The 26,199-nt window shown below is 68.7% G+C and carries 23 protein-coding genes; 9 read left to right on the top strand and 14 right to left on the bottom strand.

The window, feature by feature from the left end; all coding sequences use genetic code 11:
- Window position 1: 1 nt before the first annotated feature.
- The gene (locus ACIOTO_RS16670; protein ID WP_400858645.1) at window positions 2-1,237 is read right to left on the bottom strand and encodes a hypothetical protein; all 1,236 of its coding nucleotides are present in this window, start codon (window positions 1,235-1,237) and stop codon (window positions 2-4) included.
- Window positions 1,234-2,076 (bottom strand): NAD(P)H-hydrate dehydratase, encoded by an 843-nt coding sequence (locus tag ACIOTO_RS16665; RefSeq protein WP_400858644.1) that lies wholly within the window; start codon window positions 2,074-2,076, stop codon window positions 1,234-1,236. The genes ACIOTO_RS16670 and ACIOTO_RS16665 overlap by 4 nt, the downstream gene beginning before the upstream one ends.
- 56 nt (window positions 2,077-2,132) lie before the next feature.
- Here ACIOTO_RS16665 and ACIOTO_RS16660 point away from each other — a divergent pair, with 56 nt between their 5' ends.
- Window positions 2,133-3,200, top strand: a complete 1,068-nt coding sequence (locus tag ACIOTO_RS16660; protein ID WP_400858643.1) for an NADH:flavin oxidoreductase/NADH oxidase — start codon at window positions 2,133-2,135, stop codon at window positions 3,198-3,200.
- 66 nt (window positions 3,201-3,266) lie between these two features.
- Here the strand turns inward: ACIOTO_RS16660 and ACIOTO_RS16655 are convergent, their stop codons facing one another.
- The 3 genes from ACIOTO_RS16655 to ACIOTO_RS16645 form a co-directional block, all read right to left on the bottom strand.
- The gene (locus ACIOTO_RS16655) at window positions 3,267-4,328 is read right to left on the bottom strand and encodes a hemolysin family protein (RefSeq protein ID WP_400858642.1); all 1,062 of its coding nucleotides are present in this window, start codon (window positions 4,326-4,328) and stop codon (window positions 3,267-3,269) included.
- Entirely contained in the window at window positions 4,325-5,641 is a 1,317-nt protein-coding gene (locus tag ACIOTO_RS16650) for a hemolysin family protein (protein WP_029261940.1), read from the bottom strand. The genes ACIOTO_RS16655 and ACIOTO_RS16650 overlap by 4 nt, the downstream gene beginning before the upstream one ends.
- Before the next feature lie 112 nt (window positions 5,642-5,753).
- Window positions 5,754-7,208 carry a GuaB1 family IMP dehydrogenase-related protein gene (locus tag ACIOTO_RS16645; protein WP_400858641.1) on the bottom strand — a complete coding sequence of 485 codons (1,455 nt, stop codon included), beginning with the start codon at window positions 7,206-7,208 and terminating at the stop codon, window positions 5,754-5,756.
- Window positions 7,209-7,369: 161 nt separating this feature from the next.
- Here ACIOTO_RS16645 and ACIOTO_RS16640 point away from each other — a divergent pair, with 161 nt between their 5' ends.
- The gene (locus ACIOTO_RS16640; RefSeq protein WP_400858640.1) at window positions 7,370-11,044 is read left to right on the top strand and encodes a multifunctional oxoglutarate decarboxylase/oxoglutarate dehydrogenase thiamine pyrophosphate-binding subunit/dihydrolipoyllysine-residue succinyltransferase subunit; all 3,675 of its coding nucleotides are present in this window, start codon (window positions 7,370-7,372) and stop codon (window positions 11,042-11,044) included.
- Window positions 11,045-11,102: 58 nt separating this feature from the next.
- Here ACIOTO_RS16640 and ACIOTO_RS16635 read toward each other — a convergent pair whose 3' ends face one another.
- The 3 genes from ACIOTO_RS16635 to ACIOTO_RS16625 are packed head-to-tail and all read right to left on the bottom strand — an operon-like array spanning window position 11,103 to window position 13,345.
- A complete protein-coding gene (locus ACIOTO_RS16635; RefSeq protein ID WP_400858639.1) occupies window positions 11,103-12,407 on the bottom strand; it encodes a GNAT family N-acetyltransferase in 1,305 nt (434 codons plus the stop codon).
- Window positions 12,408-12,440: 33 nt separating this feature from the next.
- Window positions 12,441-12,686: a zf-HC2 domain-containing protein gene (locus ACIOTO_RS16630; RefSeq protein ID WP_029261944.1), complete on the bottom strand. Its 246-nt coding sequence runs from the start codon at window positions 12,684-12,686 to the stop codon at window positions 12,441-12,443.
- Window positions 12,683-13,345 (bottom strand): sigma-70 family RNA polymerase sigma factor, encoded by a 663-nt coding sequence (locus ACIOTO_RS16625; RefSeq protein ID WP_029261945.1) that lies wholly within the window; start codon window positions 13,343-13,345, stop codon window positions 12,683-12,685. The genes ACIOTO_RS16630 and ACIOTO_RS16625 overlap by 4 nt, the downstream gene beginning before the upstream one ends.
- Before the next feature lie 70 nt (window positions 13,346-13,415).
- Here ACIOTO_RS16625 and aroA point away from each other — a divergent pair, with 70 nt between their 5' ends.
- From aroA to bcp, 3 genes are read left to right on the top strand one after another with little or no spacing between them, the layout of a single operon-like run.
- A complete protein-coding gene (aroA, locus tag ACIOTO_RS16620; protein WP_400858638.1) occupies window positions 13,416-14,732 on the top strand; it encodes a 3-phosphoshikimate 1-carboxyvinyltransferase in 1,317 nt (438 codons plus the stop codon).
- 2 nt (window positions 14,733-14,734) lie between these two features.
- A complete protein-coding gene (gene rsgA, locus ACIOTO_RS16615; protein WP_400858637.1) occupies window positions 14,735-15,805 on the top strand; it encodes a ribosome small subunit-dependent GTPase A in 1,071 nt (356 codons plus the stop codon).
- A 9-nt stretch (window positions 15,806-15,814) separates the two neighbouring features.
- Window positions 15,815-16,288, top strand: coding sequence for a thioredoxin-dependent thiol peroxidase (gene bcp, locus ACIOTO_RS16610; protein WP_105709680.1), 474 nt, complete (start codon window positions 15,815-15,817; stop codon window positions 16,286-16,288).
- Window positions 16,289-16,326: 38 nt separating this feature from the next.
- On the opposite strand, the gene ACIOTO_RS16605 is transcribed toward bcp, so the two are convergent.
- Complete coding sequence (locus tag ACIOTO_RS16605) at window positions 16,327-16,713, bottom strand: hypothetical protein (protein ID WP_036303399.1); 387 nt, start codon at window positions 16,711-16,713, stop codon at window positions 16,327-16,329.
- A gap of 230 nt (window positions 16,714-16,943) precedes the next feature.
- On the opposite strand from ACIOTO_RS16605, the gene ACIOTO_RS16600 reads away from it, so the two are divergent.
- On the top strand, window positions 16,944-17,192 hold the full coding sequence (locus ACIOTO_RS16600; RefSeq protein WP_017203224.1) for a WhiB family transcriptional regulator: 249 nt from the start codon (window positions 16,944-16,946) through the stop codon (window positions 17,190-17,192).
- A 64-nt stretch (window positions 17,193-17,256) separates the two neighbouring features.
- On the opposite strand, the gene ACIOTO_RS16595 is transcribed toward ACIOTO_RS16600, so the two are convergent.
- Together ACIOTO_RS16595 and ACIOTO_RS16590 are read right to left on the bottom strand one after the other, a co-directional pair.
- Window positions 17,257-18,741, bottom strand: a complete 1,485-nt coding sequence (locus tag ACIOTO_RS16595) for a sensor histidine kinase (RefSeq protein WP_029261950.1) — start codon at window positions 18,739-18,741, stop codon at window positions 17,257-17,259.
- 24 nt (window positions 18,742-18,765) lie between these two features.
- Window positions 18,766-19,152 (bottom strand): Rv3235 family protein, encoded by a 387-nt coding sequence (locus tag ACIOTO_RS16590; RefSeq protein WP_029261951.1) that lies wholly within the window; start codon window positions 19,150-19,152, stop codon window positions 18,766-18,768.
- A gap of 130 nt (window positions 19,153-19,282) precedes the next feature.
- Here ACIOTO_RS16590 and ACIOTO_RS16585 point away from each other — a divergent pair, with 130 nt between their 5' ends.
- A complete protein-coding gene (locus ACIOTO_RS16585) occupies window positions 19,283-19,906 on the top strand; it encodes a hypothetical protein (protein ID WP_400858636.1) in 624 nt (207 codons plus the stop codon).
- Here ACIOTO_RS16585 and ACIOTO_RS16580 read toward each other — a convergent pair.
- Window positions 19,894-20,172: a helix-turn-helix domain-containing protein gene (locus tag ACIOTO_RS16580; RefSeq protein ID WP_029261953.1), complete on the bottom strand. Its 279-nt coding sequence runs from the start codon at window positions 20,170-20,172 to the stop codon at window positions 19,894-19,896. The two genes, ACIOTO_RS16585 and ACIOTO_RS16580, sit on opposite strands and share 13 nt — an antisense overlap.
- 97 nt (window positions 20,173-20,269) lie before the next feature.
- Here ACIOTO_RS16580 and ACIOTO_RS16575 point away from each other — a divergent pair, with 97 nt between their 5' ends.
- Window positions 20,270-20,890: an SAF domain-containing protein gene (locus ACIOTO_RS16575; protein ID WP_400858635.1), complete on the top strand. Its 621-nt coding sequence runs from the start codon at window positions 20,270-20,272 to the stop codon at window positions 20,888-20,890.
- A complete protein-coding gene (locus ACIOTO_RS16570) occupies window positions 20,887-22,134 on the top strand; it encodes a CpaE family protein (protein ID WP_400858634.1) in 1,248 nt (415 codons plus the stop codon). Before ACIOTO_RS16575 ends, ACIOTO_RS16570 begins: the two co-directional genes overlap by 4 nt.
- On the opposite strand, the gene ACIOTO_RS16565 is transcribed toward ACIOTO_RS16570, so the two are convergent.
- Both ACIOTO_RS16565 and secA read right to left on the bottom strand, forming a co-directional pair.
- Window positions 22,058-23,284, bottom strand: coding sequence for a pyridoxal phosphate-dependent aminotransferase (locus ACIOTO_RS16565; protein WP_105709675.1), 1,227 nt, complete (start codon window positions 23,282-23,284; stop codon window positions 22,058-22,060). The two genes, ACIOTO_RS16570 and ACIOTO_RS16565, sit on opposite strands and share 77 nt — an antisense overlap.
- Window positions 23,285-23,354: 70 nt before the next feature.
- Window positions 23,355-26,156 (bottom strand): preprotein translocase subunit SecA, encoded by a 2,802-nt coding sequence (gene secA, locus ACIOTO_RS16560; protein WP_105710317.1) that lies wholly within the window; start codon window positions 26,154-26,156, stop codon window positions 23,355-23,357.
- Between the last annotated feature and the right edge of the window lie 43 nt (window positions 26,157-26,199).

Here is a 26,199-nt window from a genome sequence, read left to right as displayed (position 1 = left end):
TTCACTCCTGGAGTTTCGGATGACGGACGGGCACGCGCAGGAGAGCGCGGAGGCCGAGGACGAGCAGGACGAGGAGAAGGACGTTTCGCACCGTCAGCACGGCGACGGGAAGCGCTTCAGCGCGCAGCAGAGCGTCGTAGCCGAGCGGATACACGAGACAGGTGAGCAGACAGAGCGCGAGCACGATGACCGCGGGCGTGCGTGCTCTGGCGCGATCGAGCACGATCCACAGGATCACCGGCGCGATGAGCCAGGTCTGGAACTGGGGAGAGCCGACCTTGTTGGTGACGATGAGCAGCGTCACGAGTGTGAGGGCGAGCGGCGGGAACAGCCGGGGAAAGGCGGCACCGCGGATCGCCTTCACCGCGCCGATCGCCGCGACCACCAGCACGCAGATCATCATCAGCGGGGTGAGGGTCGCGGCTACGGCATCCACTCCCGGCGCCGTCACCTGGAAGGTGAGGATCTCGAAGCTGTACTCGATGCGTGCAGCCCCCGCGACAGCGAGCCAGAGGAACGGCGTCGCCGCCACCGCCTCGATCTGCAGCCCGCGCCCGGTCTGCTCGGTCAGGAACCCGAGGATCTCGGTGTCCGCGCCGAACAGGAGCAGCAGCACCACGACACCACCCGTGACGATGATCGCCGCGAGCAGCACACGCCACCGCGCGCGGACCGCGACGACGGCGGCCACGACGAGCGCACCGGGCCAGATCTTGATCCAGGCGCCGGCCGTCAGCAGGGCGGCGGCGATCATCGGTCGCGCGACGAGCCAGAGTCCCCCGATCACGGCGAGGGGCACGGTGATCGCGTCGATCCGGTACAGCGCGATCGGTCCGAGCAGCAGGACGGCGCCGCACCAGAACCAGGCCGCGAACCGCCGCGCATGCGAGGGTGAGCGCCCGATGAGCACGCCGAAGGCGACCGCATCGAGGACGATGACCAGCACGGCCCAGCCGACGAGGTAAGCACTCGAGACGCCGAGCACGGGCACCAGAGGCGCAGCGAGTCCGGCGGCGAGCAGCAGGGGCACCAGCGCGAGCTGGGGGTAGACCCAGGTCTCGGTGATGCCGACGATCGGTCCGCCCCCGAGAGCCGCCGACGCCCACGGCTCGTACACGAGCACGACATCGCCCATGGGCTGGCTCGGATACACCCACCCGAGGAGAGCGGTGAGCAGGTGGACGAGGAGGAATGCGCCCCACAGGACGAGCACCCTCATCGTCGAGTCGCGGCTCACGCCAGGACGTCCTGGATCGCGTGCGGGAGCGCCTCGGCCACGTCCATCGCGACGATCGGGTGACCCGGGCCGCCGGCGAGCGTGCCGGCCGCGATCCGCGCGGCATGACCATGCAGCCAGGCCCCGGCGGCGGCGACCTCGGCGAGCGCCGCTCCGGGGTTCGCGGCCATGACCGCCCCGAGCACGCCGGCGAGCACGTCTCCGGTACCGGCCGTCGCCAGCCACCCCGTTCCCGCTTCGACGGCGATGACGGCTCCGTCGGGGTCGGCGACCAGCGTCCGTGCCCCCTTGAGCAGCACGGTGCCGCCGATCTTCGCGGCCACCTGCCGCGCCGCATCCGCCCGATCGTCGTCTTCGTCGTCGTGGGGCTGCACGCGGAGGCGCTCCTGCAACCGGCTGAACTCCCGTGCGTGCGGGGTGACGAGGAACGGCGCCCGCGCTCCCGGCGCGAGGTCCAGAGCACCCGCATCGATGACCACGGGGACCGCACCGGCGAGTATCTCGCGGAGCGCGATGCTCTCCGCGTCCGTGCGGTGCATCGGATCCGTCCCGGAGCCGATCACCCAGGCTCCGACGCGCGAACTGCCGATGTCCGCTCCCACGACGGTCTCGGGTCGCCGGGCCAGCACGGCGTCCGCCACCCGTTCCGCGCCCACGTACCGCACGAACCCCGCTCCGGACCGCCAGGCCGCCTCGACTCCGAGCACCGCGGCGCCGGGGTAGGCGGGAGATCCGGTACGCAGCGCCACGACCCCGCGCGCGTACTTGTCGTCCTCCGCCGCGGGCGCACGGAACAGGCGTGCCGTATCGCTGCGTGACCACTCCCGCACCTCGATCATGACTCCACGTTAGTGCGGCGGCCCGAGGCGCACGCCCGCGGGGGTAGCGTCGAACGGTGAGTCTTCTCTTCTCCCCTCTGAGCATCCGATCCGTCATCTTCCGCAATCGCCTCTGGGTCTCGCCCATGTGCATGTACAGCGCCGTCGACGGCGTCGTTCAGGAGTGGCACCACGCCCACCTCGCCCAGTTCGCCTCGGGCGGCGCCGGGCTGATCGTCGCCGAGGCCACCTCGGTCGTCCCCGAGGGCCGGATCTCCCCTCGCGACGTCGGCCTCTGGAACGACGACCAGCGCGACGCGCTCGTGCCGATCGTCCAGGCCATCCACGACCGCGGAGCGCACGCCGGCATCCAGCTCGCGCACGCGGGACGGAAGGCCTCGACCTGGTGGCCCTGGGCTCCCCAGCGCGGCTCCGTCCCGCAGGAGGACGGCGGCTGGACGACCACCGCGCCCTCGGCCGTGGCGTTCGACGGCTTCGCGGAACCGGTGGCCCTCGACCTGGCGGGCATCGACCGCGTGGTCGAGGGGTTCGCGTCCGCCACGCGCCGCGCGCTCGACGCCGGCTTCGACGTCATCGAGATCCACGGGGCGCACGGCTACCTCCTGCACCAGTTCCTGTCGCCGCTGTCGAACCTGCGCGACGACGAGTACGGCGGATCGCTCGAGAACCGTGCCCGACTGCTGCTCCGCGTGGTGGACGCCGTTCGTGCCACCGCCGGCGCCGAGGTGCCGCTGCTCGTGCGCATCTCGGCCACCGATCACGCGGACGGCGGCTTCACCCCGGAGGAGGCGACGATCGTCGGCGACTGGGCGGCACAGCACGGGGCCGACCTGATCGACGTCTCCAGCGGCGGCCTCGTGGCGCATCAGCGGATCGACGTGTTCCCCGGCTACCAGGTGCCGCTCGCCGAGACGGTGCGCCAGGGCGGCCGCATCCCGGTGTCCGCCGTCGGGCTCATCACCGCGTCGGCCCAGGCGGAGCAGGTGCTCGCCGACGGCGCGGCGGACGTGATCTTCGCGGGTCGGGAGTGGTTGCGTGACCCGCACTTCGCCCTCCGCGCCGCGCACGAGCTCGGTGCGGAGATCGCCTGGCCCCCGCAGTACGAGCGCGCGCACTGGCGCTGAGCGGGCGCGCACGCGACGAAGGCCGCCGATCCTCCCGGGTCGGCGGCCTTCGCGTATCTGTCCGGATCAGCGTCCGCGGAAGCGACGCGTCGCGTCCTGCACCTCGCCGACCAGCTCCTCCAGGATGTCCTCCAGGAACAGCACGGCGGTGGTGTTGCCCTCGCCGTCGCGCACCTTCGCGAGGTGGCGGCCCGCGCGGCGCATGACGGCGAGGGCATCCTCCAGATCCGTATCCTCCTGCACCGGCACCATGTGGTGGATGCGCTTGGCCGGGACCGGCTGGATCATCTTCGTCTCGGCATCCGGCCCTTCGGATGCGCGGAGGATGTCCTTCAGGTGGACATACCCGATCGGTACCGCTTCGTCGTCGACGATCACGTAGCGGGAGAACCCGTAGCGGGACACGGCCTTCTCGATGTCGTCCGGCGTGGTCGACTGCGGCAGCGTCACGAGATCGCCGAGCGGCACGGCGACATCCCGCGCCTTCTTGTCGGTGAATTCGACGGCGGCGGCGACCGTTCCCGCGGTGTCCATCAGCAGACCCTCGCGTCGCGACTGGCTCACGATGGTCGCGACCTCGTCGAGCGTGAACGTGGAGGCCGCTTCGTTCTTCGGCTCCACCCGGAAGAGGCGCAGCACACCGTTGGCGGCCGCGTTGAGCACCCAGATCACCGGCATGAACACCTTCGACACCCATACGAGCGGCGGCGCCAGGATCAGCACGGCACGATCCGGCACCGAGAACGCGAGGTTCTTCGGCACCATCTCGCCGAACACGACGTGCAGGAACGAGACGATCAGAAGTGCGATCGCGAAGGAGACCGCGTCGACGGCTCCGTCCGGCCAGCCGAGCGCATGCAGCGGGACGGCGAGCAGGTGGTGGATCGCAGGTTCCGAGACGTTCAGGATCAGGAGCGAGCAGATGGTGATGCCGAGCTGCGAGGTCGCGAGCATCAGAGTCGCGTGCTCCATCGCGTAGAGCGCCGTCTTCGCTGCACGAGAGCCCTGGTCTGCGCGCGGTTCGATCTGCGACCGCCGAGCCGAGATCACCGCGAACTCTCCACCGACGAAGAACGCGTTCGCGATCAGAAGCACGACGAGCCAGGCGAGTCCTCCCCAATCGTTCATCGGGTGGCCTCCTCTCCCCCGTCGAGCGGACTCGGAACGTAGCGGACGCGGTCGACGCGCCGGCCGTCCATGCGGACGACCTGGAGGATGCCGCTGTCAAGCGGCACCTCGTCGCCGACCGAGGGCACGCGCTCGAGCACGCTCATGACGTAGCCGCCCACTGTGTCGTAGACGTCGCCCTCCGGCACCTCGACGCCCGCGCGACGGCGCAGCTCATCGGGCCGCAGCTCGCCGGGGAAGGTCACACCCTCCCTGTTGCGGATGACTCCTGCTCTGGTGCGGTCGTGCTCGTCGGCGACCTCGCCGACCAGCTCCTCGACGAGGTCTTCGAGGGTGACGAGACCCGCAGTCCCGCCGTATTCGTCGACGACGACGGCGAGCTGGTAACCGCGAGCACGGAGCTCGGAGATCAGTGCGTCGACGTGCACCGTCTCGGGTACGCGCAGGGGCTCGGTCGCCAGAGCACCGACGGGGACGTCGATCCGGCGATCACGCGGCACCGAGATGGCCGCCTTGAGGTGCACGACGCCCGTGATGTCGTCGAGATCGTCGTCGTACACGGGGAAGCGGCTGTGGCCGGTCCGTCGCGCGAGTTGGATGACGTCGTCCACCGAGTCGCCCGCGGCGATCGCGTGCATGCTCGGCCGCGCGGTCATCACATCGGCGGCGGTCAGCCGGGAGAACATCAGGGTGCGGTCGAGCAGCGTCGCGGTGTCGGCCTCGAGCAGCCCCGCATTGGCGGAGCGTCGGACGAGCGAGGAGAGCTCCTCCGCGCTGCGGGCGCCGGAGAGCTCCTCCTTGGGCTCGATGCCCATGCTCCGCAGCACGCCGTTGGCACTGCCGTTGAGCACGACCACGGCCGGTTTGAAGACTGTCGTGAAGGCGACCTGGAAGGGGATGACGAGCTTCGCCGTCGCCAGCGGCAGGGCGAGCGCGAAGTTCTTCGGCACGAGTTCGCCGAGGATCATCGAGAGCACGGTGGCGACGAGCATCGCCACGATCGTCGCGATGGGCGCGACCGCCGCCTCCGGGATGCTCCAAGCGAGGAGCGTCGGACGAAGCAGGTTCGACAGCGCCGGCTCCATCGTGTAACCGGTGAGCAGCGTCGTCAGGGTGATGCCGAGCTGCGCTGCGGAGAGATGCGTGGACGTGTGCCTGAGGGCGCCGATCGTGAGCGAGAGCCGGGATTCACCTCTGGCCTGTCGCGCCTCGAGCTCGGCGCGGTCGAGGTTGACCAGCGCGAACTCGCTGGCGACGAAGAGGCCGGTGCCGACCGTGAGAAGGAGCCCCACGCCCAACATGATGTAGTCCATCAGCGGTTCCTCTCCTGCGAGAGAGGCGGACAGTGGGGCGATGTTCTGCAACTGGGAGGGTCGTCCATTATGCGGACGATTGTACAGAAGACGACTGTGCTCGCGCTCGCGATCACCAGCTGACGGGCAGCGCCTTGCCCTCTTCGTACCCCGCCGCCGACTGGAGTCCGACCAGCGCGCGATCGTGGAACTCCGGCACGGACGACGCACCCGCATACGTGAACGACGAACGCACGCCCGAGGTGATCATGTCCAGCAGGTCCTCCACGCCGGGACGCAGGGGGTCGAGATAGATCTTGGACGAGGAGATGCCCTCGGCGAAGAGCTCTTTGCGGGCCCGCTCGTAGGCGTCGAGTCGGCCGAAGCGCGCCTGCACCGCCTTGGTCGACGCCATGCCCCAGGATTCCTTGAACAGGCGTCCGTCGCCGTCGCGCTGGAGCTCCCCCGGCGCCTCGATCGTGCCGGCGAACCATGAGCCGACCATGACGGATGCCGCGCCGGCCGCGAGCGCGAGCGCGACGTCGCGGGGGTACCGCACGCCACCGTCGGCCCAGACATGCGCGCCGAGCTCCTTGGCAGCCTGGGCGGTCTCGAGCACCGCGGAGAACTGGGGGCGGCCGACCGCGGTCATCATGCGCGTCGTGCACATCGCCCCCGGGCCCACGCCCACCTTGAGGATCGTCGCGCCCGCATCGACCAGGTCGGCGACGCCGTCGGCGGTGACGATGTTGCCGGCGACGATGGGCAGACCGAGGTCGAGCTCGGCGATCGCACGCAGAGCGCGCAGCATGCTCTCCTGGTGGCCGTGCGCGGTGTCGACGACCAGCACGTCGACACCGGCTCCGGCGAGCGCCTTGGCCTTCGCTGCGACGTCGCCGTTGATTCCGACGGCCGCGGCGACGGCCAGACGCCCGTCGGTATCGACGGCCGGGCGGTACAGGGTCGAGCGCAGCGCACTGCGCGCGCTCAGGGTGCCCACGAGATGCCCGTGATGGACCACGGTCACCATCTCGACGTCGGCGTCCGTGATGACGTCGAAGGCGTGCCGCTCCGAACCGATGTCGTCCGCGTCGATGGACGGCGTCCCGCGGTGCACGAGATCTCCGAGCTGAGCATCCGGCAGCGCGGTGGCGAGCCTGGTGGCCGGGAGCACCCCGAGGATCCGCCCGACCTCGATCGGCGCGGCGCCCTGCGCGACCACGATCTCGTGACCGGCGGCGGCCGGGAGCAGACGAAGCGCGTCTGAGACGGAGGCCTCGGGCGGGAGCACGATCGGGGTGTCCCAGAGGACCGGCTGCGCCTTCACGTCGCGGATCGCGGAATCGAGATCCTGCAGCGGCAGGTCCTGGGGAAGGACGCCGAGCGCACCTCGGCGGGCGAGCACCGCCGCGATGCGCGGTCCGGTCACGGAGTTCATGTTCGCGGCGACGATCGGAAGGGTGGCCGGGGTGCCGTCCAGTGGTGCCAGATCGACCTGAAGACGGCTGGTGACCCCGGATCGCCGCGGCACCAGGAAGACGTCCGAGTAGGTCAGGTCGACGGTCGGCTGCGCTCCAGAGAACTCCATGTCTCCACGGTACCCAGATCGCAGCCGCGTGGGCGCGTCGCTTCCGACGATTCCCCGAGCGAAACACGTTAGGCTTGTTGGTCGAGAGTGTGCGGATCCGAACGCATCCTGCGTCGACGTCCGCACCAGAGAGCTTCAGCGATGAAAGAGGGCGATCGAGAGTGTCGAACCAGGTGACCGGCGTCAACGGCGACGGGGGGTTCGGAGCCAATTCCTGGCTCGTCGAAGAGCTCTACGAGCAGTTCAAGGTGAACCGCGACTCCGTCGACAAGGAGTGGTGGCCGATCCTCGAGAAGTACCACTCGGACACGTCCTCATCGGCACCCGCCGCCGCGGACACGTCGGCACATCCGGTGACCGCCCCGATCCCGGTGATCGGCTCGCAGCCGGTCGCCCGCACGACCGCGAAGCCCGCGGCCGCCGCGCCGATCCCGGCCCAGGCGCCCAAGCCCGCGCCCAAGCCCGAGTCGAAGGAAGCCGCCGAGACCGTCGAGGAGGACAAGGTCACGCCGCTGCGCGGCCTGCCGAAGACCCTCGCGGCGAACATGGACGAATCGCTGACCGTCCCCACCGCGACCAGCGTGCGCACCGTGCCCGCGAAGCTGATGATCGACAACCGCATCGTCATCAACAACCACATGGCGCGCACCCGCGGCGGCAAGATCAGCTTCACCCACCTCATCGGCTGGGCGCTCATCCGCACGCTCGACGAGTTCCGCAGCCAGAACGTGTTCTACGCCGAGATCGACGGCAAGCCCTCGGTCGTCGCCCCGGCGCACGTCAACCTCGGCATCGCGATCGACCTGCCCAAGCCCGACGGAACTCGCGCACTCATGGTGCCCAGCATCAAGCGCGCCGACACCCTGTCCTTCACGGAGTACCTCAGCGCCTACGAAGACCTGGTCACCCGCGCGCGCGGCAACAAGCTCACCGCCGCCGACTTCCAAGGCACCACCGTCTCGCTGACCAACCCGGGCGGCATCGGCACCGTGCACTCCGTGCCGCGACTCATGAAGGGCCAGGGGTGCATCATCGGCGCCGGCGCCCTCGAGTACCCCGCCGAGTTCCAGGGCGCGAGCGACAAGACGCTCAACGAACTGGCGATCGGCAAGACGATCACGCTCACCAGCACCTACGACCACCGCGTCATCCAGGGTGCCGGGTCGGGCGAGTTCCTCAAGAAGGTGCATGAGCTGCTCATCGGCCAGCGCGGCTTCTACGACGACATCTTCGCGGCGCTCCGCATCCCGTATGCCCCCATCCGGTGGAACCCCGACATCGCGGTCGACCTCGCCGAGCGCGTCGACAAGCAGTCCCGCGTGCAGGAGCTCATCAATTCCTTCCGCGTGCGCGGCCACCTGATGGCCGACATCGACCCGCTCGAGTACCAGCAGCGCTCGCACCCCGACCTCGAGATCGAGAGCCACGGGCTCACCTTCTGGGACCTCGACCGCGAATTCGTCACCGGCGGATTCGGTGGTCGGCGCATCGCCAAGCTCCGCGACATCCTCGGAGTGCTCCGCGACTCGTACTGCCGCACGCTCGGCATCGAGTACATGCACATCCAGGACCCGGAGCAGCGTCGCTGGTTCCAGGAGAAGGTCGAGGTCAAGTACCAGAAGCCCGGCCACGACGAGCAGCTGCGGGTTCTCCGCAAGCTGAACGAGGCCGAGGCGTTCGAGACCTTCCTGCAGACGAAGTTCGTCGGCCAGAAGCGCTTCTCGCTCGAGGGCGGCGAGTCGCTGATCCCGCTGCTCGACGAGATCCTCCAGGGCGCCGCGACCGCAGGTCTCGAGGGTGCCGCGATCGGTATGGCCCACCGCGGCCGCCTCAACGTGCTCACGAACATCGCCGGCAAGACGTACGGCCAGGTGTTCCGGGAGTTCGAGGGCACCCAGACCCCCGGCAACCAGCGCGGCTCCGGCGATGTGAAGTACCACCTCGGCACCGAGGGCACCTTCGTCGCCGACGACAAGTCCGAGCTGCCGGTCTACCTCGCGGCGAACCCGTCGCACCTCGAGACGGTCGACGGCGTGCTGGAAGGCATCGTCCGCGCCAAGCAGGACCGCAAGCCGATCGGCACGTTCGCCTGGCTGCCGATCCTCGTCCACGGCGACGCCGCCTTCGCCGGACAGGGCGTCGTGGTCGAGACGCTGCAGATGTCGCAGCTGCGCGGCTACCGCACCGGCGGCACGATCCACGTCGTGGTGAACAACCAGGTCGGCTTCACGACGACCCCGAACGACGGACGCACCTCGGTGTACTCCACCGACGTGGCGAAGACCATCCAGGCACCGGTGTTCCACGTGAACGGCGACGACCCCGAGGCTGTCATCCACGTGGCGCAGCTCGCGTTCGAGTACCGCGAGCGCTTCCACCGCGACGTCGTCATCGACCTCGTGTGCTACCGCCGACGCGGTCACAACGAGGGCGACGACCCCTCGATGACGCAGCCGCTGATGACCGACCTGATCCAGGCGAAGCGGTCGGTGCGCCGGCTGTACACCGAGTCGCTCGTCGGCCGTGGCGACATCACGGAGCAGGAGTACGACGAGGCCAAGGCGGACTTCCAGAACCGTCTCGAGATCGCCTTCGCCGAGACCCACGCGGCGGAGACCGGGGCGACACCGATCGCACCCGACCTGCCTCCGGTGGAAGATCAGGTCGGCGCGCCCGAGGTCACCGGCGTGCCGGGTGAGGTCATCCAGCTCATCGGCGACGCGTTCGTGAACAAGCCCGAGGGCTTCACGGTGCACCCGAAGATCCAGCAGCTGCTGGAGAAGCGTCTCGACATGAGCCGCAACGGCGGTATCGACTGGGGCTTCGGCGAGCTGCTCGCATTCGGCTCTCTTCTGGTCGAGGGCACCCCGGTGCGTCTCGCCGGGCAGGATGCGCGCCGCGGCACGTTCGTGCAGCGTCACGCGACCCTTCACGACCGCGCGAACGGCCAGGAGTGGCTGCCGCTGTCGAACCTGTCCGACGCGCAGGGCCGCTTCTTCGTCTACGACTCGCTCCTCAGCGAGTACGCCGCCCTCGGATTCGAATACGGCTATTCGGTCGAGGCCCCCGAAGCACTCGTGCTCTGGGAGGCGCAGTTCGGCGACTTCGTCAACGGCGCCCAGTCCGTCATCGACGAGTACATCTCCGCCGCCGAGCAGAAGTGGGGCCAGCAGTCCAGCGTGACGCTGCTCCTCCCCCACGGCTACGAGGGCCAGGGACCCGACCACTCGTCGGCGCGCATCGAGCGATTCCTGCAGCTGTGCGCACAGGAGAACATGATCGTCTCCCGTCCGTCGACCCCGGCGTCGTACTTCCACCTGCTGCGCCGCCAGGCCTATGCCCGTCCTCGCAAGCCGCTCATCGTGTTCACTCCGAAGGCGATGCTGCGTCTGCGCGGCGCGACGAGCCCGGTCGAGGCGTTCACCCAGGGCCGGTTCGAGCCGGTGATCGACGACGACCGCGGTCTCGACCGCTCGGCCGTGAAGCGCGTCCTGGTGCACTCGGGCAAGGTGCACTGGGATCTGCGCGCCGAACTCGATAAGAACCCGAACCCCGAGGTCGCCCTCGTCCGGCTCGAGCAGCTCTACCCGACGCCGATCGACGACCTCAAGGCCATCACCGACTCCTACCCGAACGCCGAACTGGTGTGGGTGCAGGAGGAGCCGGAGAACCAGGGCGCCTGGCCGTTCCTCGCGCTCGCCTTCGCCGACGTCCCCGGCGACCGTTCCTTCCGTCCCGTCGCCCGCACGGCATCGGCATCGCCGGCGACGGGATCGTCCAAGGTGCACGCGGCCGAGCAGGCCGCACTGATCCGCTCGGCCGTCACGCTCGGCTGATCCATCGACGAGAAAGGGGCGCCCCGACCACGGTCGGGGCGCCCTTTCTCGTTCCGGTTCAGTACCAGATGTCGAGGGACGGCACGGGGAAGGCGACCAGCGCCCGGTCGAGCGCCTCGACGGCCGCAGCGTCGCCCGAGATCCGACCGGCGGCGTGCAGAGACGCCGCGCGAATTCCCCCGGCGTACAGCGAAGACAGCGCCGACACGTCGAGCACGATGTCGGCGGGATCTCCATCCTCGGCGACCTCGACCGTCGCGTCACCGGACTCGTCGATGCGCACGCGCCAGTCGCCGTTCGCGAACCCGAGCGAGTCCTCGACGCGCAGCACCGTGTCGAGCGGAGCGGAGTAGCGTCGTGCGGTCAGCGCGGCCGGGAGATCGAGGATGCGCAGCCAGCCGTGGTCATGCACCTCCTGCTTCACGCCGCGGGAGTCGGCGACGAGCCAGGGCAGCGGATCGTCGAGGGGACGGAGGTCGGCGACGACCTCATCGACGAGGTCGTGCTGCAGCGCGAAGCGCCACAGGGCAGCGCGCGCTTCGGTGGTCTCCGCCACGAGCAGCCGCACGTCCAGGCGGAAGCGCAAAGTGCCGTTCGCCTCACTCACGGTGTATGCCATGACGCCTCGAAGCGCACCGTCCTCGTCGAGATAGCGCACGCCACGGGCCTGATCCCGATCTGCGGTCGGCGCGACGCCCGCATACCCCTCCCAGCGGCCGCGCCAGCCGGGGATCTGTCCGGCCGTTCGTCGACGCGCGCGCTCGTGGACAGCCCCGAGGTCGGCGGCGAGCGTCTCACGGTCGACGTATTCGAGGCGTCCCGGCGAGGTCTCGCCGCCCCACCCCGCCCGTCGTGTGTCCACGGTCAGGCGCGCGACCGGAACGGCGGAGCCGAAACCGTAGCGCCCGTAGATCGTCGCCTCCGTCACGGTGAGACCCGCGACGGCGACACCGGCTGATGCTGCGGCCCGCAGCTCCCCCTCCAGAAGAGCTCTGGCGATGCCTCGGCGCCGATGGGTCGCCGCGACGGTGACGACGCTGATCGCCCACATGTCGATCTCGCCGCCGCCCGGAAGCGTGAGCGGAGTCGCCCACGCGTTGGTGGTCGCGACCGGCAGCGCCGCTTCCGCTGCCGACTTCTCGAACACGCCGATGTTGCGTCGTGCGGCGAAGGTCTTCGTGACCTGGGCGAGCATCTCACTGCTCGGTTCTGCGCCGAGGAACCCGCGGTCGACCGCACGCTGGAACGCCACGGCGCTCGCGTGATCGGTCAGATCGACGACGCGGTACTCGAGTCCGGCGGCCGCCAGTCGTTCAGTCGAGGTGGTGTCTGCGGGCACGTCCCGCGCATCGATGGAGCTCATCCATCCACACTAGCGACGGGCTCGGACGCGCGGTCAGTGCTGGGCAGCCTGGGCTTCGCGGAGCCGAGCGAACACCTGGTCACGCAGCTGCTCGGGAGCGGTCTCCTTGCATGCACGGGCGATGACCTCGGTGAGGGTCGTCGCCACGAGCGCCTCATCACGGCAGGACGGGCAGTGCTCGAGGTGCTCACGGATCTCGGTGTGCTCGGTCTTGCACACCTCGTTGCGGAGGTACTCCTCCAGATCCTGACGCGCTTTGTCGCAGCCGCAGTCGCTCATTTCTTGCTCCTCGTCTCAGCCGCGGCGATGCCCCGCTCGGCGGCGTAATCTGCCAGCAGCTCCCGCAGCATCCGCCTGCCACGATGCAGGCGGCTCATGACGGTGCCGATGGGGGTCTTCATGATGTCGGCGATCTCCTGGTACGCGAAGCCCTCGACGTCCGCGAGGTACACCGCGAGGCGGAAGTCCTCCGGCACGGCCTGCAACGCGTCCTTGACCACGGATGCCGGCATCCGGTCGATGGCCTCGGCCTCGGCGGAGCGGCTGTGCGAAGCCGTCGTGGATTCCGCACCGCCCAGCTGCCAGTCCTCGAGCTCGTCGATCGTGCCCTGGAACGGCTCGCGCTGGCGCTTACGGTAGATGTTGATGTACGTGTTCGTGAGGATGCGGTAAAGCCACGCCTTGAGGTTGGTCCCCTGCGAGAACGTCGACCAGGAGCCGTACGCCTTCACGAACGTCTCCTGCACGAGGTCGGCAGCGTCGGCGGGGTTGCGCGTCATGCGCATCGCGGCGGCGTAGAGCTGATCCATGAAAGGGATCGCCTGCTCCTCGAACTCGCGTCGGGGGTCGCCGACGATGTCTGCGGTTGCGGTGTCATCCATCACCGGCCAGTCTAGGCCGCTGAGGTCGATCACCTCGCGCTCCAAGGTCGCCGGCATTCTCTCTCCTTCGCTTTCAGGAGCCTGTCTTTCGCGACGAAGCTTCCTGCGTTTACTAAGGTGAGAACCGATGAGCGCCAACAGGTATTCCCCCGCCCGGGTGCAGGGCACCTATCCTGCGCCCACCACCGACGTGCCGGTGCACGCCGAGCTCACTATTCCGGGCTCGAAATCGCTGACGAATCGCGAGCTGATGATCGCTGCGATCGCCGACGGCCCCGGCCGATTGATCGCTCCTCTCCATTCCGATGACTCGGCACGCATGGTCGATGCTCTGCGCGCCCTCGGCGTCGGCATCGAAGAGGTGGAAGCCGGACACGAGTTCGGCCCCGACCTCGTGGTCACCCCGGCGAAGCTCCGTGGTGGCACGACGATCGACTGCGGCCAGGCGGGCACCGTGATGCGCTTCATCGCCCCGCTGGCGGGCCTCGCCGAGCACGACGTGCACCTCACAGCGCATGAGACCGCACTGCATCGCCCTATGGGCGGGTTGATCAGCACCCTGCGGGATCTCGGCGTCGACATCGACGACGAGGGGACCTGGGCGCTCCCGTTCACCATCCGCGGTCACGGGCGCATCCGCGGCGGACGAGTCGAGATCGACGCGTCGGCGTCGAGTCAGTTCGTCTCCGGGCTGCTGCTCGCCGCTCCTCGATTCGATGTCGGACTCCATCTCGTCCACGTCGGCGAGCACCTCCCGAGCCTTCCGCACATCGACATGACCATCGAGGCTCTGAGCCGCCGCGGCATCCGCATCGAGCGTCCAGCGGTCGGCGAGTGGCTCGTCGAAGCCGGCGTGCCGCGTGCGAAGGAGATCGCGATCGAGCCGGATCTCTCCAACGCCGCACCGTTCCTCGCGGCAGCCCTCGTGTCCGGTGGCTCCGTCTCCGTCACCGGCTGGCCGGCGCACTCCACGCAGCCGGGGGCGCTGCTGCCGGACATCCTGCAGGCCACCGGAGCGCACGTGGGTCGACACGGCGGCACCCTCACGGTGCGCGCCGGCTCCGGCATACGCGGTCTCGACCTCGATCTCTCCGCGGCGAGCGAGCTGACTCCGACCCTCGTCGGCCTCGCCGCGTTCGCGGAGTCCCCGACGACCATCCGTGGCATCGGCCACATCCGCCTCCACGAGACCGACCGGATCGCGGCACTCATCGGCAACCTCCGCGCACTCGGCGGGGAGGCCGAGGAGCTCCCGGACGGGCTCCGCATCATCCCCCGCCCGCTGCACGGCGGCAGCTGGGCCGCACTCCACGATCACCGGATGGCCACGACCGGCGCACTGATCGGCCTGCGCGTTCCGGGCGTCGAGATCGACGACATCGGAACCACCGCCAAGACCCTCCCGGAGTTCACGATGCTCTGGGAGCGGATGCTGCGAGGTTGATGGTGAGCTGGCTCGACGACGGCGACGACCTCGATGACGACTTCGAGGACTTCGACGAGAGCAGCATCAGGACGCGCCCGAACCCCAAGGCGAACCGCCCGCGCACCAAGCGCCGACCCGCGCACGAGGACGCCCAGGTGGGCAGGGTCCTCGGCGTCGACCGCGGCCGGTATTCGGTGCTCCTCCGCGAGAACACTGCCGACGAGCGCATGATCACCACCACCAGGGCCCGGGAACTGCGTCGCATGCCGATCGTCACAGGCGATCAGGCGCGGGTGGTCGGCGACACCTCGGGCGACGAGGGCACGCTCGCCCGCATCGTCGGCATCGTCGAGCGCACCTCGCTTCTGCGTCGCAGCGCTGACGACACCGACCAGGTCGAGCGCGTCATCGTCGCGAACGCCGATCAGATGCTCGTCGTGGTCGCCGCGGCCGACCCCGAGCCGCGGGCCCGTCTCGTCGACCGCTACCTCGTCGCTGCGCTGGACGCGGGGATACGACCGCTCCTGGTCGTCACGAAGACCGACATCGCCGACCCGACGGAATTCCTCACCCACTTCGACGGTCTCGACCTGCGCGTGTTCACCAGTGCGCAGGAGGAGATGCCCGTAGAGGAGATCGGCGAAGCGCTCGTCGGGCACTCCACCGTCTTCGTCGGCCACTCGGGGGTCGGCAAGTCCACCCTCGTCAACGCGCTCGTGCCCACGGCTCTGCGAGCCACCGGACATGTGAACCAGGTCACCGGACGCGGCCGCCACACCTCCTCTTCGACCGTCTCGCTGCGCTATGAGGGGGCCGGGGGCAGCGGCTGGGTGATCGACACCCCCGGCGTCCGCTCGTTCGGTCTCGGCCACGTGGATCCCGCCAACATCCTGGCCGCGTTCACGGAGCTCGCCGCGATCGCTCAGGATTGCCCCAGAGGGTGCACGCACCTCGCGGACGCCCCCGACTGCGCGCTCATCGAAGCGGCGGAACGGGGTGAGCTCGGCGACACCGGCCGTGCGCGGCTCGATTCCCTGCAGCGTCTGCTCCAGACGTTCGCAGACAAAGCGGAGCAAGCTCCCGGCCGTTAGGCTGGAGACGTGACCCAGCGCCTGGAACCCGGAACCGCAGCCCCTGACTTCTCCCTCCTCGACCAGGACGGGAAGACCGTGCGCCTCGCCGATCTGCACGGCCAGAAGACGGTGCTGTACTTCTACCCCGCCGCGATGACACCCGGCTGCACCACGGAGGCCTGCGACTTCCGCGACAGCATCTCGTCGCTCCAGGGCGCCGGCTACCGAGTGATCGGCATCTCGCGCGATGAGCCCGCCACGCTCACGAAGTTCCGCGAACGCGACGGACTCACGTTCCCGCTGCTGAGCGACCCCGACCATGCGACCCACACCGCGTACGGTGCGTGGGGCGAGAAGATGAACTACGGCAAGCTCGTCGAGGGCGTCATCCGCTCCACCTTCGTCCTCGACGAGGACGGAACGATCGTCCTCGCGCAGTACAACGTGAAGGCCACCGGTCACGTGGCACGCCTGCGCAAGCAGCTCGGTATCGACGCCTGACACCCGGCGCGGAGTTCACGCTCGGCGCGCCGCGGAGGTCACTCTGCCGCGCGTTGCTCGCCCTCGCGGCGCGCGCTCGAGATCAGCAGCACGAAGCCCACAAGCCCGGGGAGTCCGACCCCGAAGGTGAAGGCCCACGACACCGGCTGCAGCGTGAGGGAGGCCAGCGCCAGGGCTACCGCGAGCACCTGGAACACCACTCCCCCGGACCGCGCCCAGGACTTGCCGCTGCGAACACCGATGGCGAAGGCCACCAACGCTGCGGCGCCGATGAGGGTGAGCGCGATCAGGGCCACAGCGGTCGGCAACGACGCCGCGTCACCGGCGCCGAGCCCCACCAGTTCGATCACCGCGAAGACGAGGAGTGCCGCTGCTTCCGCGGCGAGCACCGCCGCTGCAGCGAGAGCGATTCCAGGTGCGCGCACAGCATCTCCCAAGCATCGAAAGAGAACAAAACCCTTGATTTCGGGGTTTTCATGTAACAGAATAGAGAAAGTCATGTGCTCCCACAGCGGCGTGGGGCGAGCAATCACGCTCGCATCACAAATCGCGGGCATCCCGTCCGCACATCACCAGGGTAGCCGAACCCGAACTGCTGCCCGAATCCGAGAGGTCGCATCGCGACATCTCTTGAAATCCACACCGAGGAGCCCCCATGGACTGGCGCGATAAGGCCGCCTGCCTGACTGTCGACCCCGAGCTTTTCTTCCCCGTGGGGAACACCGGCCCGGCCGTCGATCAGATCGAGAAGGCGAAGACCGTCTGCGCCACCTGCACAGTCACGGAGATCTGCCTGCAGTACGCGCTGGAGACCAGTCAGGACTCCGGCGTGTGGGGCGGTCTCTCCGAAGACGAGCGCCGCGCTCTGAAGCGTCGCGCCGCACGCGCACGCCGCGCCTCCTGAACCTGCACGAAAGCGGCCTGAGACGAGGTCTCAGGCCGCTTTCGTCTGCCCTGCGTGCGGCCGGTCAGCGATCGAGCCAGCGCAGAGGGATGTCGATGACCACCTCTGTGCCCTCGCCATCGCTTCCGTGCCACTCGATGGTGCCGCCCAGCTCCCCCTGGATGAGGGTGCGGATGATCTGTGTGCCGAGGCCCTGACCGATCCGTCCCTCGGGGAGACCGAGACCGGTGTCGCGCACGGTGACGCGGAGGTTCTCCTCGGTCCGGGCGGCGTCGATGGTGACGATGCCCTCCTGGCCGGCGAGACCGTGCTCGACGGCGTTCGTGACGACTTCGGTGAGCGCGAGAGCGAGGGGGGTCGCGTACTCGCTCGGAAGCACCCCGAACCGCCCTGTCGACTGCGTGCGCGCGCGCGTGTTCGGCGCCGAGGCGACCTCGGCCACGAGCTTGAGCACCCGGTGGAAGACCTCGTCGAAATCGACCTTCTGCGTGAGGCCCTGAGCCAGGGTGTCGTGAACGACCGCGATCGCATCGACGCGACGCATCGCCTGCGTGAGGGCATCACGGGCCTCGTCGGAGTGGGTGCGGCGCGCCTGGATACGCAGGAGCGACGCCACGGTCTGGAGGTTGTTCTTCACACGATGGTGGATCTCGCGGATCGTCGCGTCCTTGGTGATGAGCTCCTGCTCCTGATGCCGCAGCTCCGACACATCGCGACAGAGCACGATCGCGCCGATGCGCGTCCCATGGTCCTTCAACGGGATAGCGCGCAACGACACCGTGACGCCTCGCGCCTCGATGTCGGTCCGCCAGGGAGCGCGGCCGGTCACCACGACCGGCAGGGATTCATCGACCTGCCGCGAGGGCGGGACGAGCCGAGTGGTGACCTCGGCCAGCGACTCCCCTTCGAGCTCGTCATCGAACCCCATGCGGTTGAACGCAGACAGTGCGTTCGGGCTGGCGAACGTGCTGATCCCGTCGACGTCGATCCGGATGAGGCCATCCGACGCGCGCGGAGCACCCCGACGCGGTGACGTCGGTGCAGTGAGGTCGGGGAAGCTGCCGTCCGCGATCATCCGGAACAGATCGTTCGCGCACTCGTCGAAAGTGATCTGCTGGCGAGAGGGAGTGCGCAACTCGCCCAGGTTGGTGTGCCTGGTCACCACGCCGATCACGGTGGGCCCGGCATCTGCGCCGCGTCGTTCGCTCACGATCGGCACGGCGCGCACCCTGGTCGGGGTCTCCTCGAACCAGTCCGGCGACGACGAGTCCACGATCTCGGCCGACTCGAAGGCGCCCTGGACCTGCGTGCGCCACTGCGGTCGCACCCGCTCACCGACGATGTCACGGTAGAACAGCGTCGCTGCCCCGCTCGGCCGTGCATGAGCGACCGCGATGAAGGTACCGTCCTCCGTCTGAATCCAGATGACGATGTCCGCCGACGCGAGATCGGCGAGGAGCTGCCCGTCACCGGCGAGTCGGTGCAGCCACTCGACGTCGCTGTCGGTCAGGAGACCCTGGGCATGGGCGAGATCACTGAGGGTTGACACCCCACCAGCCTACGGTCAGATCCGTCAGAGGATGGCCAGGGACGTCGCACGCCAGCGCCGATCGATGCCGTCCAGCCGGATGGCGACCGCGCGCGTGCGCCCCGGCCCCGCCACCACGACGACGGCTTCGATCACGCCGTCGGTAGGCTCGGCCACGCGCAGCGACCTGATCGCGAACGCCGGTCGCGCCGGAGCGACACCCCGTGCGCTTCGCGCTCTCGCCGAAAGGTTGGCTCTGGTGACCAGGCTTCGGTAGGCATCCTCACTGAGCCAGCGAGCGAGCTGATCGACCTCCCGGATCCCGGCGAGAGCCTCGAGGACGCCGGTGGTGAGACTCCGCAGGAGCGGTGCGGGATCGGGAAGTTCGCTGGTCGGCGTGGGCTGGGCGGCGAAGTACTCGTGAGGCATCATGTCGAACTCTCGGTCGGGGAGGTCTGGAAGTCCGTCAGTACAGCACCGTGTCGTCCCCCGGCGGGGGCGCATCGAGCAACTATGTGGATAACTCGTACGTGAGATCCGGCCGTCGCCTACGCTCTGTCGGGTGCACTGGGATCGTCTGTTCGAAGACCTCGAAGGCCAGCTGGCGTCGGGCTGGGAGGCGGAGCGGGCCGTGCTCGACGCCGAGTCCGAGCGACTACGGATCGCGAAGCTGGACCTGCGCGCCCGCCTCCGGACGTTGTGCAGCGCCGGCACCGACGCGACGATCGACCTCGTGAACGGACGACGGCTGCCTGTCACGCTCCAGGCGCTCGGAGCAGACTGGCTCGCCGTGGCCTCGCGCGATATCGGCGGCTCCCGCCACACGACGGGCACGGGAGCATCGGCACTGATCCTCCCCCTGCACGCCGTCGCCGGCATCACGACGGACCACGGCATGATCCTGGCGAGCCTCGATGACTCTGCGACGGAGGTGCACCCGCTACGCGAGCGGATGACACTCGGGTTCGTGCTGCGGGATCTCGCTCGACGACGGGTCCCGGTGCACATCAGCGTGCACGTCGGCGACGACGCCCACGGCACGATCGACCGTGCGGCAGCGGATCACCTCGATCTGGCGCTGCACGATCCAAGGCAGGCGCGTCTCGCCGGAGCTGTGCACGGCTTCCGCATCATCCCGTTCTCAACGCTCGTCGCCGTGCGCACCCCGGGAGATCAGCTGCGGTGAGCCGAGGAGGTGCCCCAGACCTCCGGAAAGCTCGCGACCTGCGACTGTCTCCACAACGCCATGCGGCGGGCGTTCTCCGATTCCTCCGCCAGATAGCCCTCGAGACTCGACTCCTCGACTCGCCAGCGCGGCGGCGATCCGAGCTGCGCTCCGCGGAGCCTTCCTTCATGGAGGAGGTCGATCACCTCGTCCACACCGATGCTCAGGAGTTCGGCCACCTGCGCGGGGGCGAGGAATCGCGACGCGGGCCGGGTTGGGGGTGCCATCCCCCCATTCTCCACGACGGGATCAGGAGGATCAGGCGCTCCGCGGTCCTGTGGATAACCGGCGGAGCACATCCGGGATTTCTGTGACGATATCGCCATGGCTTCCCTCTCTCGCCCTCGGCGTGCGTTCTGGGGCGACACCCGCTTCCTCGTCGGGATCGTTCTGGTCGTGCTCTCCATCACCGCAGTGTGGCTCATCGTCACCGGATCCGACCAGGCGCAGCCGGTGCTCCGAGCCGACCGCACCATCGTGCAGGGCGAGAAGCTGAGTGCGGGCGACTTCCAGGTGATCGAGGTCGGGCTGGGCCTGTCCGGCGACGACTACCTCGGCCCCGAAGATCTGCAGCCCGGTCAGGTCGCAGCGCGCACACTCACGAAGGGCGAGATCGTGCCGACGACTGCGCTGGCTGATGCCGACCGAGACCGCAGCACCACCATCGTGGTCGAGAGCAGCACCGGGATCCCCGGCGAGGTACAGGCCGGTTCGGTCGTCGACGTCTGGTTCGCCCCACCGCTCGACGACGGGCGCACGTACGACACTCCGCGAATCCTCGTCACGGACGTGGTCGTCCGCGACGTGATCGAGTCGAACGGCATGCTGGCAGATACCGCGGCCAGGCTCGAACTCGTGATCGACAGGAGCGATACAGCCGATGTGCTCGCCGCGATCACCGGAGGCGCAGCACTCTCCGTCCTCCCGGTCGGGGCCGGCTCGTGACGGCTGTCGTCGTGGCGATCCCGGAGCCGCGCGCCACCGAACTGGCTGCGGAGCTGGAGATGGAGGGAGTCTCTGTCCTCGCCATCCTGCCTCTGCCCGCCGCCGATCTCGAACTCCCTCGTGACGCCGAGGCGATCATCGTGACGGCCGCACGTGCAGTACTCACGGCCGAGTTGGTTTCCACCTGCGATCGGGCGGGAGTCCGCATCCTCCCGCTCGGGGGTGCCGACAGCCGCCTGCTCGGACGACTCGGCTTGTCTGCCGCGTTGCCGCCCGAGGCGGCCGGCTGGGAGGTCGCGGCGGCGTTGCGCGCCGATGCCGACCACGTGAGTGCACCTCGATCACTCCATCCGCACCGGGTCATCGCCGTGTGGGGGCCGCACGGCGCACCGGGCCGCTCCAGGATCGCCATCGAGCTCGCGGTGGAACTCGCACGGTCCGGCCGCGCCACCGCCCTGGTCGACGCCGATACGGTCGCTCCATCACTCGCGCTGCTGCTCGGGCTCAGCGACGACGCACCCGGGATCGCTGCGGCCTGCCGTCGTGCCGAGCGAGGCACCCTCGACGCGACGGAGCTGACTCGACTCGCCACGACGGTCGCCACCGGCGGCGGCGAGGCGGTCGAGGTGCTCGCCGGTATAAACCGCCCGAGCCGATGGCCGGAACTGGGGGCGGCCCGTCTCCGAATGGCTTTGGGCGCGTGTCGGGAGTGGCGGGAAGAGACGGTCGTCGATGTGGCGGGAGCCTTCGATGCAGACGACGAGGTGACCTACGATATCGCCGGCCCTCGACGCCACGCCGCGACGTCGGCGACGCTGAGCGAAGCCGACCTGATCGTCGCCGTGGCCGCAGCCGATCCGCTGGGGATCAGCCGATTCCTCCGGGATCACGCAGAAGTCCGCCGGCTCACCGCGCCGACGCCGGTGTCGGTCGTCGTCAATCAGGTCCGGCCGGGACCGCTGGGGATCGATGCCCGCGGGCAGGTTCGACGCACGCTCGAGCGGTTCGCGGGAATCACGGACGTCACATTCCTCCCGTTCGACCAGCGCGCTGCCGATGCCTCGTTGCTGCATGCCCGCCCGATGACGGATGTCACACCGCGCTCGACGCTCGTCGCCGGCATTCGAGGGCTCGCGGCGACGCTGTCTCCCGTCGACGCGGAGCCCGTTACTGCCGGTAGCTCGAGAGGAAGTTCCCGAGTCGCTCGACGGCTTCGCTCAATACTCGGGGCTCGGGGAGCGTGACGAGTCGGAGGTGGTCCGGGGTCGCCCAGTTGAAACCCGTCCCCTGCACCAGGAGGATGTGCTCCGAGACGAGCAGGTCGTAGACCAGGCGGGCGTCGTCTCGGATCTCATGCACGTTCGGATCGAGACGCGGGAACGCGTACAGTGCTCCCTGCGGCTTGACGCACGAGACCCCCGGGATCGACTCGAGGCCTTCCCACGCGATGTCACGCTGTTCGCGCAGGCGACCGGTCGGGGCGATCAGCGCGTCGATGGACTGTACGCCCGACAGCGCCGCCTGCACAGCGTGCTGGGCGGGAACGTTCGGACACAGTCGCGTCGACGCCAGCAGCGTGATGCCCTCGATGAATCCCTTGGCGTGGCCCTGCGGCCCGGTGATGACCATCCAGCCCGAGCGGTAGCCCGCGACACGATAGGTCTTGGACAGCCCGTTGAAGGTCAGGCAGAGCAGATCGGGAGCGAGGGTCGCGGTGGGGATGTGCACGGCGCCGTCGAACAGAATCCGGTCGTAGATCTCATCCGACAGCAGCAGGAGCTCATGTTCACGAGCGATCTGCACGAGCCCCTCGAGGATCTGGCGCGAGTACACGACGCCGGTGGGGTTGTTCGGGTTGATGATGACGAGAGCTTTGGTGCGCGGCGTGATCTTCGAGCGGATGTCCTCGAGATCGGGCTGCCACTCGTCATCCTCATCGCACAGATAATGCACGGGCGTGCCGCCGGCGAGGCTGGTCATCGCTGTCCAGAGGGGGTAATCCGGGGCCGGGATGAGCACCTCGTCGCCCTCGTCCAGCAGCGCCTGCATCGTCATGGTGATGAGCTCGGAGACGCCGTTGCCGAGATAGACGTCGTCGGGGTCGAAACGGGGAAAGCCCTCGATCTGCTCGTAGCGGCTCACGACCGCGCGGCGGGCCGAGATGATGCCCTTGCTGTCGCTGTAGCCATGCGCGGACGGAAGCGACGCAAGCATGTCGTGCACGATCTGATGAGGAGCATCGAAGCCGAAGATCGCCGGATTCCCGGTGTTCAGCTTGAGGATCTTGTGGCCTTCGGCCTCCAGACGCGCCGCCTCGACGAGCGCGTTTCCGCGGATCTCGTACAGGACGTTCTTGAGCTTCGACGACTGGTCGAAGTTGCGCGTTGGTGTCATCGACCAAGCCTACAGCGACGAAAGGAGGGCCAATCCACCCGGACTGGCCCTCCTCTCCTCTGCGCGGGAGCTACTTCTTCTTCTTGCCCTGGGCGCGACGCTGCTCGCGGTTGCCGGCGGCCGGAGCCTCCGCATCGGTGCGCTGCCCGAAGGCGCCTCGTGGCGCCTCTTCCGGTTCGGTCTGCGGGGCCTGAGCGCGAGCCGCCGCCTGACGGACACGATCGGTGGCCGCCTGCTGGACCTGACCGCGATCGTTGCGGACCTCGACTTCGCCTGCATCGTTCGCTGCGGAGTACTCGAGACGCTGCTCTCCCCCGTCGGAAGCGAGCCCCTTGGCCTCGACCTCGGCGGTCTGGGAATCTCCGGCCCGACGCACCTCGACCTCGAGGTTGTAGAGGTACCCGACGGATTCCTCCTTGATCTGCCCCATCATCGATTGGAACATCGCGTAGCCCTCGCGCTGGTACTCGATGAGCGGATCGCGCTGAGCCATCGCGCGCAGGCCGATGCCGTCCTTGAGGTAGTCCATCTCGTAGAGGTGGTCACGCCAGCGGCGGTCGAGCACCTGGAGCACCACGCGACGTTCCAGTTCGCGCGTCGCAGCCTCGCCGAGCGCCTCCTCGCGAGCCTCGTATGCGATCTTCGCGTCGGAGAGCAGCTCGCGGGTGAGTCCGTCCGCCGTGATCCCTCCCTTGCGCCCCGCAGCCTCCGAGACGACCTCGTCGATCGTCACGCCGACCGGGTAGAGCGTCTTGAGCTCGGTCCAGAGCGCGTCGAAGTCCCAGCTCTCGTTGTGCCCCTCACCGGTGTGGTCGCGGACCACGCCGCTGATCGCATCCTCGATGAAGTGCTGCACGCGGTCGGCGATGTCATCGCCCTGCAGGATGTGTCGACGGTCGGCGTAGATCGCCTCGCGCTGACGATTCAGGACGTCGTCGTACTTGAGGACGTTCTTGCGCATCTCGGCGTTGCGCGACTCGACCTGGGACTGGGCGCTGCGGATCGCTCGGGAGACGAGGCCCGATTCGATCGGCACATCGTCCGGGAAGTTCGTGCGGGCGAGGATCGCCTCCGCGGCACCCGACTGGAACAGACGCATCAGGTCGTCGGTCAGGCTCAGGTAGAAGCGGCTCTCACCGGGGTCGCCCTGACGCCCGGAACGGCCACGGAGCTGGTTGTCGATGCGACGCGACTCGTGTCGTTCGGTGCCCAGCACGTAGAGCCCGCCGGCCTCGATGACCTTCTCGGCCTCCTCGGCGACGATGCTCTTCATCGACTCGTAGGTCTCATCCCACGCGACCTCGTACTCCTCGGGCGTCTCGACGGGGTCGAGCCCCTTGCCCTTGAGCTCCTGGACCGCAAGGAACTCGGCGTTTCCGCCGAGCATGATGTCGGTGCCTCGGCCGGCCATGTTCGTGGCGACGGTGACGGCGCCCAGACGTCCGGCGCGGGCGACGATCTCGGCCTCGCGTGCGTGGTTCTTCGCGTTGAGGACCTCGTGCTTGACGCCCTTCTTCGCGAGCAGGCGCGACAGGTACTCGCTCTTCTCGACGCTCACCGTTCCGACCAGCACCGGCTGGCCGGCGGCATGACGCTCGGCGATGTCCTCGACGACCTGCGCGAACTTGGCGGTCTCGTTCTTGTAGACGAGGTCGGACTGGTCCTTGCGGATCATCGGCCGGTTGGTCGGGATCGGGATGACGCCGAGCTTGTAGGTCGACATGAACTCCGCGGCCTCGGTCTCGGCCGTACCCGTCATGCCGGCGAGCTTGTCGTAGAGGCGGAAGTAGTTCTGCAGAGTGACGGTGGCAAGGGTCTGGTTCTCGGCCTTGACCGGCACGCCCTCCTTGGCCTCGATCGCCTGGTGGATGCCCTCGTTGTAGCGGCGGCCGACCAGGATGCGGCCGGTGTGCTCGTCGACGATCATGACCTCGTCGTTCATCACGACGTAGTCGGTGTCCTTCTTGAACAGCGCGAGTGCCTTGATCGAGTTGTTGAGGAACGAGATCAGCGGGGTGTTGGCCGACTCGTAGAGGTTGTCGATGCCGAGGTAGTCCTCGACCTTCTCGATACCGGGCTCGAGCACGCCGACGGTGCGCTTCTTCTCGTCGACCTCGTAGTCCTCGCCGACCTCGAGCGTGCGGGCGATCTTCGCGAACTCGGCGAACCAGCGGTTCGCCTCGCCCGAGGACGGGCCCGAGATGATGAGCGGCGTACGGGCCTCGTCGATGAGGATCGAGTCGACCTCGTCGACGATCGCGAAGAAGTGCTCACGCTGGACGAGGTCTTCCTTGCGCCACGCCATGTTGTCGCGCAGGTAGTCGAAGCCGAACTCGTTGTTCGTGCCGTACGTGATGTCGGCCGCGTACTGCTCCCGGCGGACCGCGGGCGTCTGGCCGGAGACGATGATGCCGGTGGTCATGCCGAGGGCACGGAACACACGCCCCATCAGCTCGGCCTGGTAGCTCGCGAGGAAGTCGTTGACCGTGATGACGTGCACGCCCTTGCCGGCGATCGCATTCAGATACGCGGGCAGGGTCGCGACGAGGGTCTTGCCCTCACCGGTCTTCATCTCGGCGATGTTGCCGAGGTGGAGCGCGGCACCACCCATGATCTGCACGTCGTAGGCGCGCATGCCGAGCGTGCGCTTGGCCGCCTCTCGTACCGCGGCGAAGGCCTCGGGCATGAGCTGGTCGAGGGTCTCGCCCTTCTCGAAGCGCGCGCGCAGCTCGACGGTCTCATTGCGCAGTTCGTCGTCGGTGAGCTTGGAGATGTCCTCTTCCAGCGCTCCCACTGCCTTGACGACCTGATTCAGGCGGCGGATGACCCGCCCCTCGCCCGCACGCAGCAGCTTCTCAAGAGGATTGGCCACGGATGTCATCTCCCTGTCAGTGGGTAAATCGCCGGCCGCCGGT

Origin of the sequence: Microbacterium sp. NPDC087592 (assembly GCF_044743585.1) — a bacterium.
In the GTDB taxonomy this organism is placed as follows: domain Bacteria; phylum Actinomycetota; class Actinomycetes; order Actinomycetales; family Microbacteriaceae; genus Microbacterium.
Note: the sequence above shows the minus strand (reverse complement) of the source record. Positions and strands in the feature narration are given on the sequence as shown.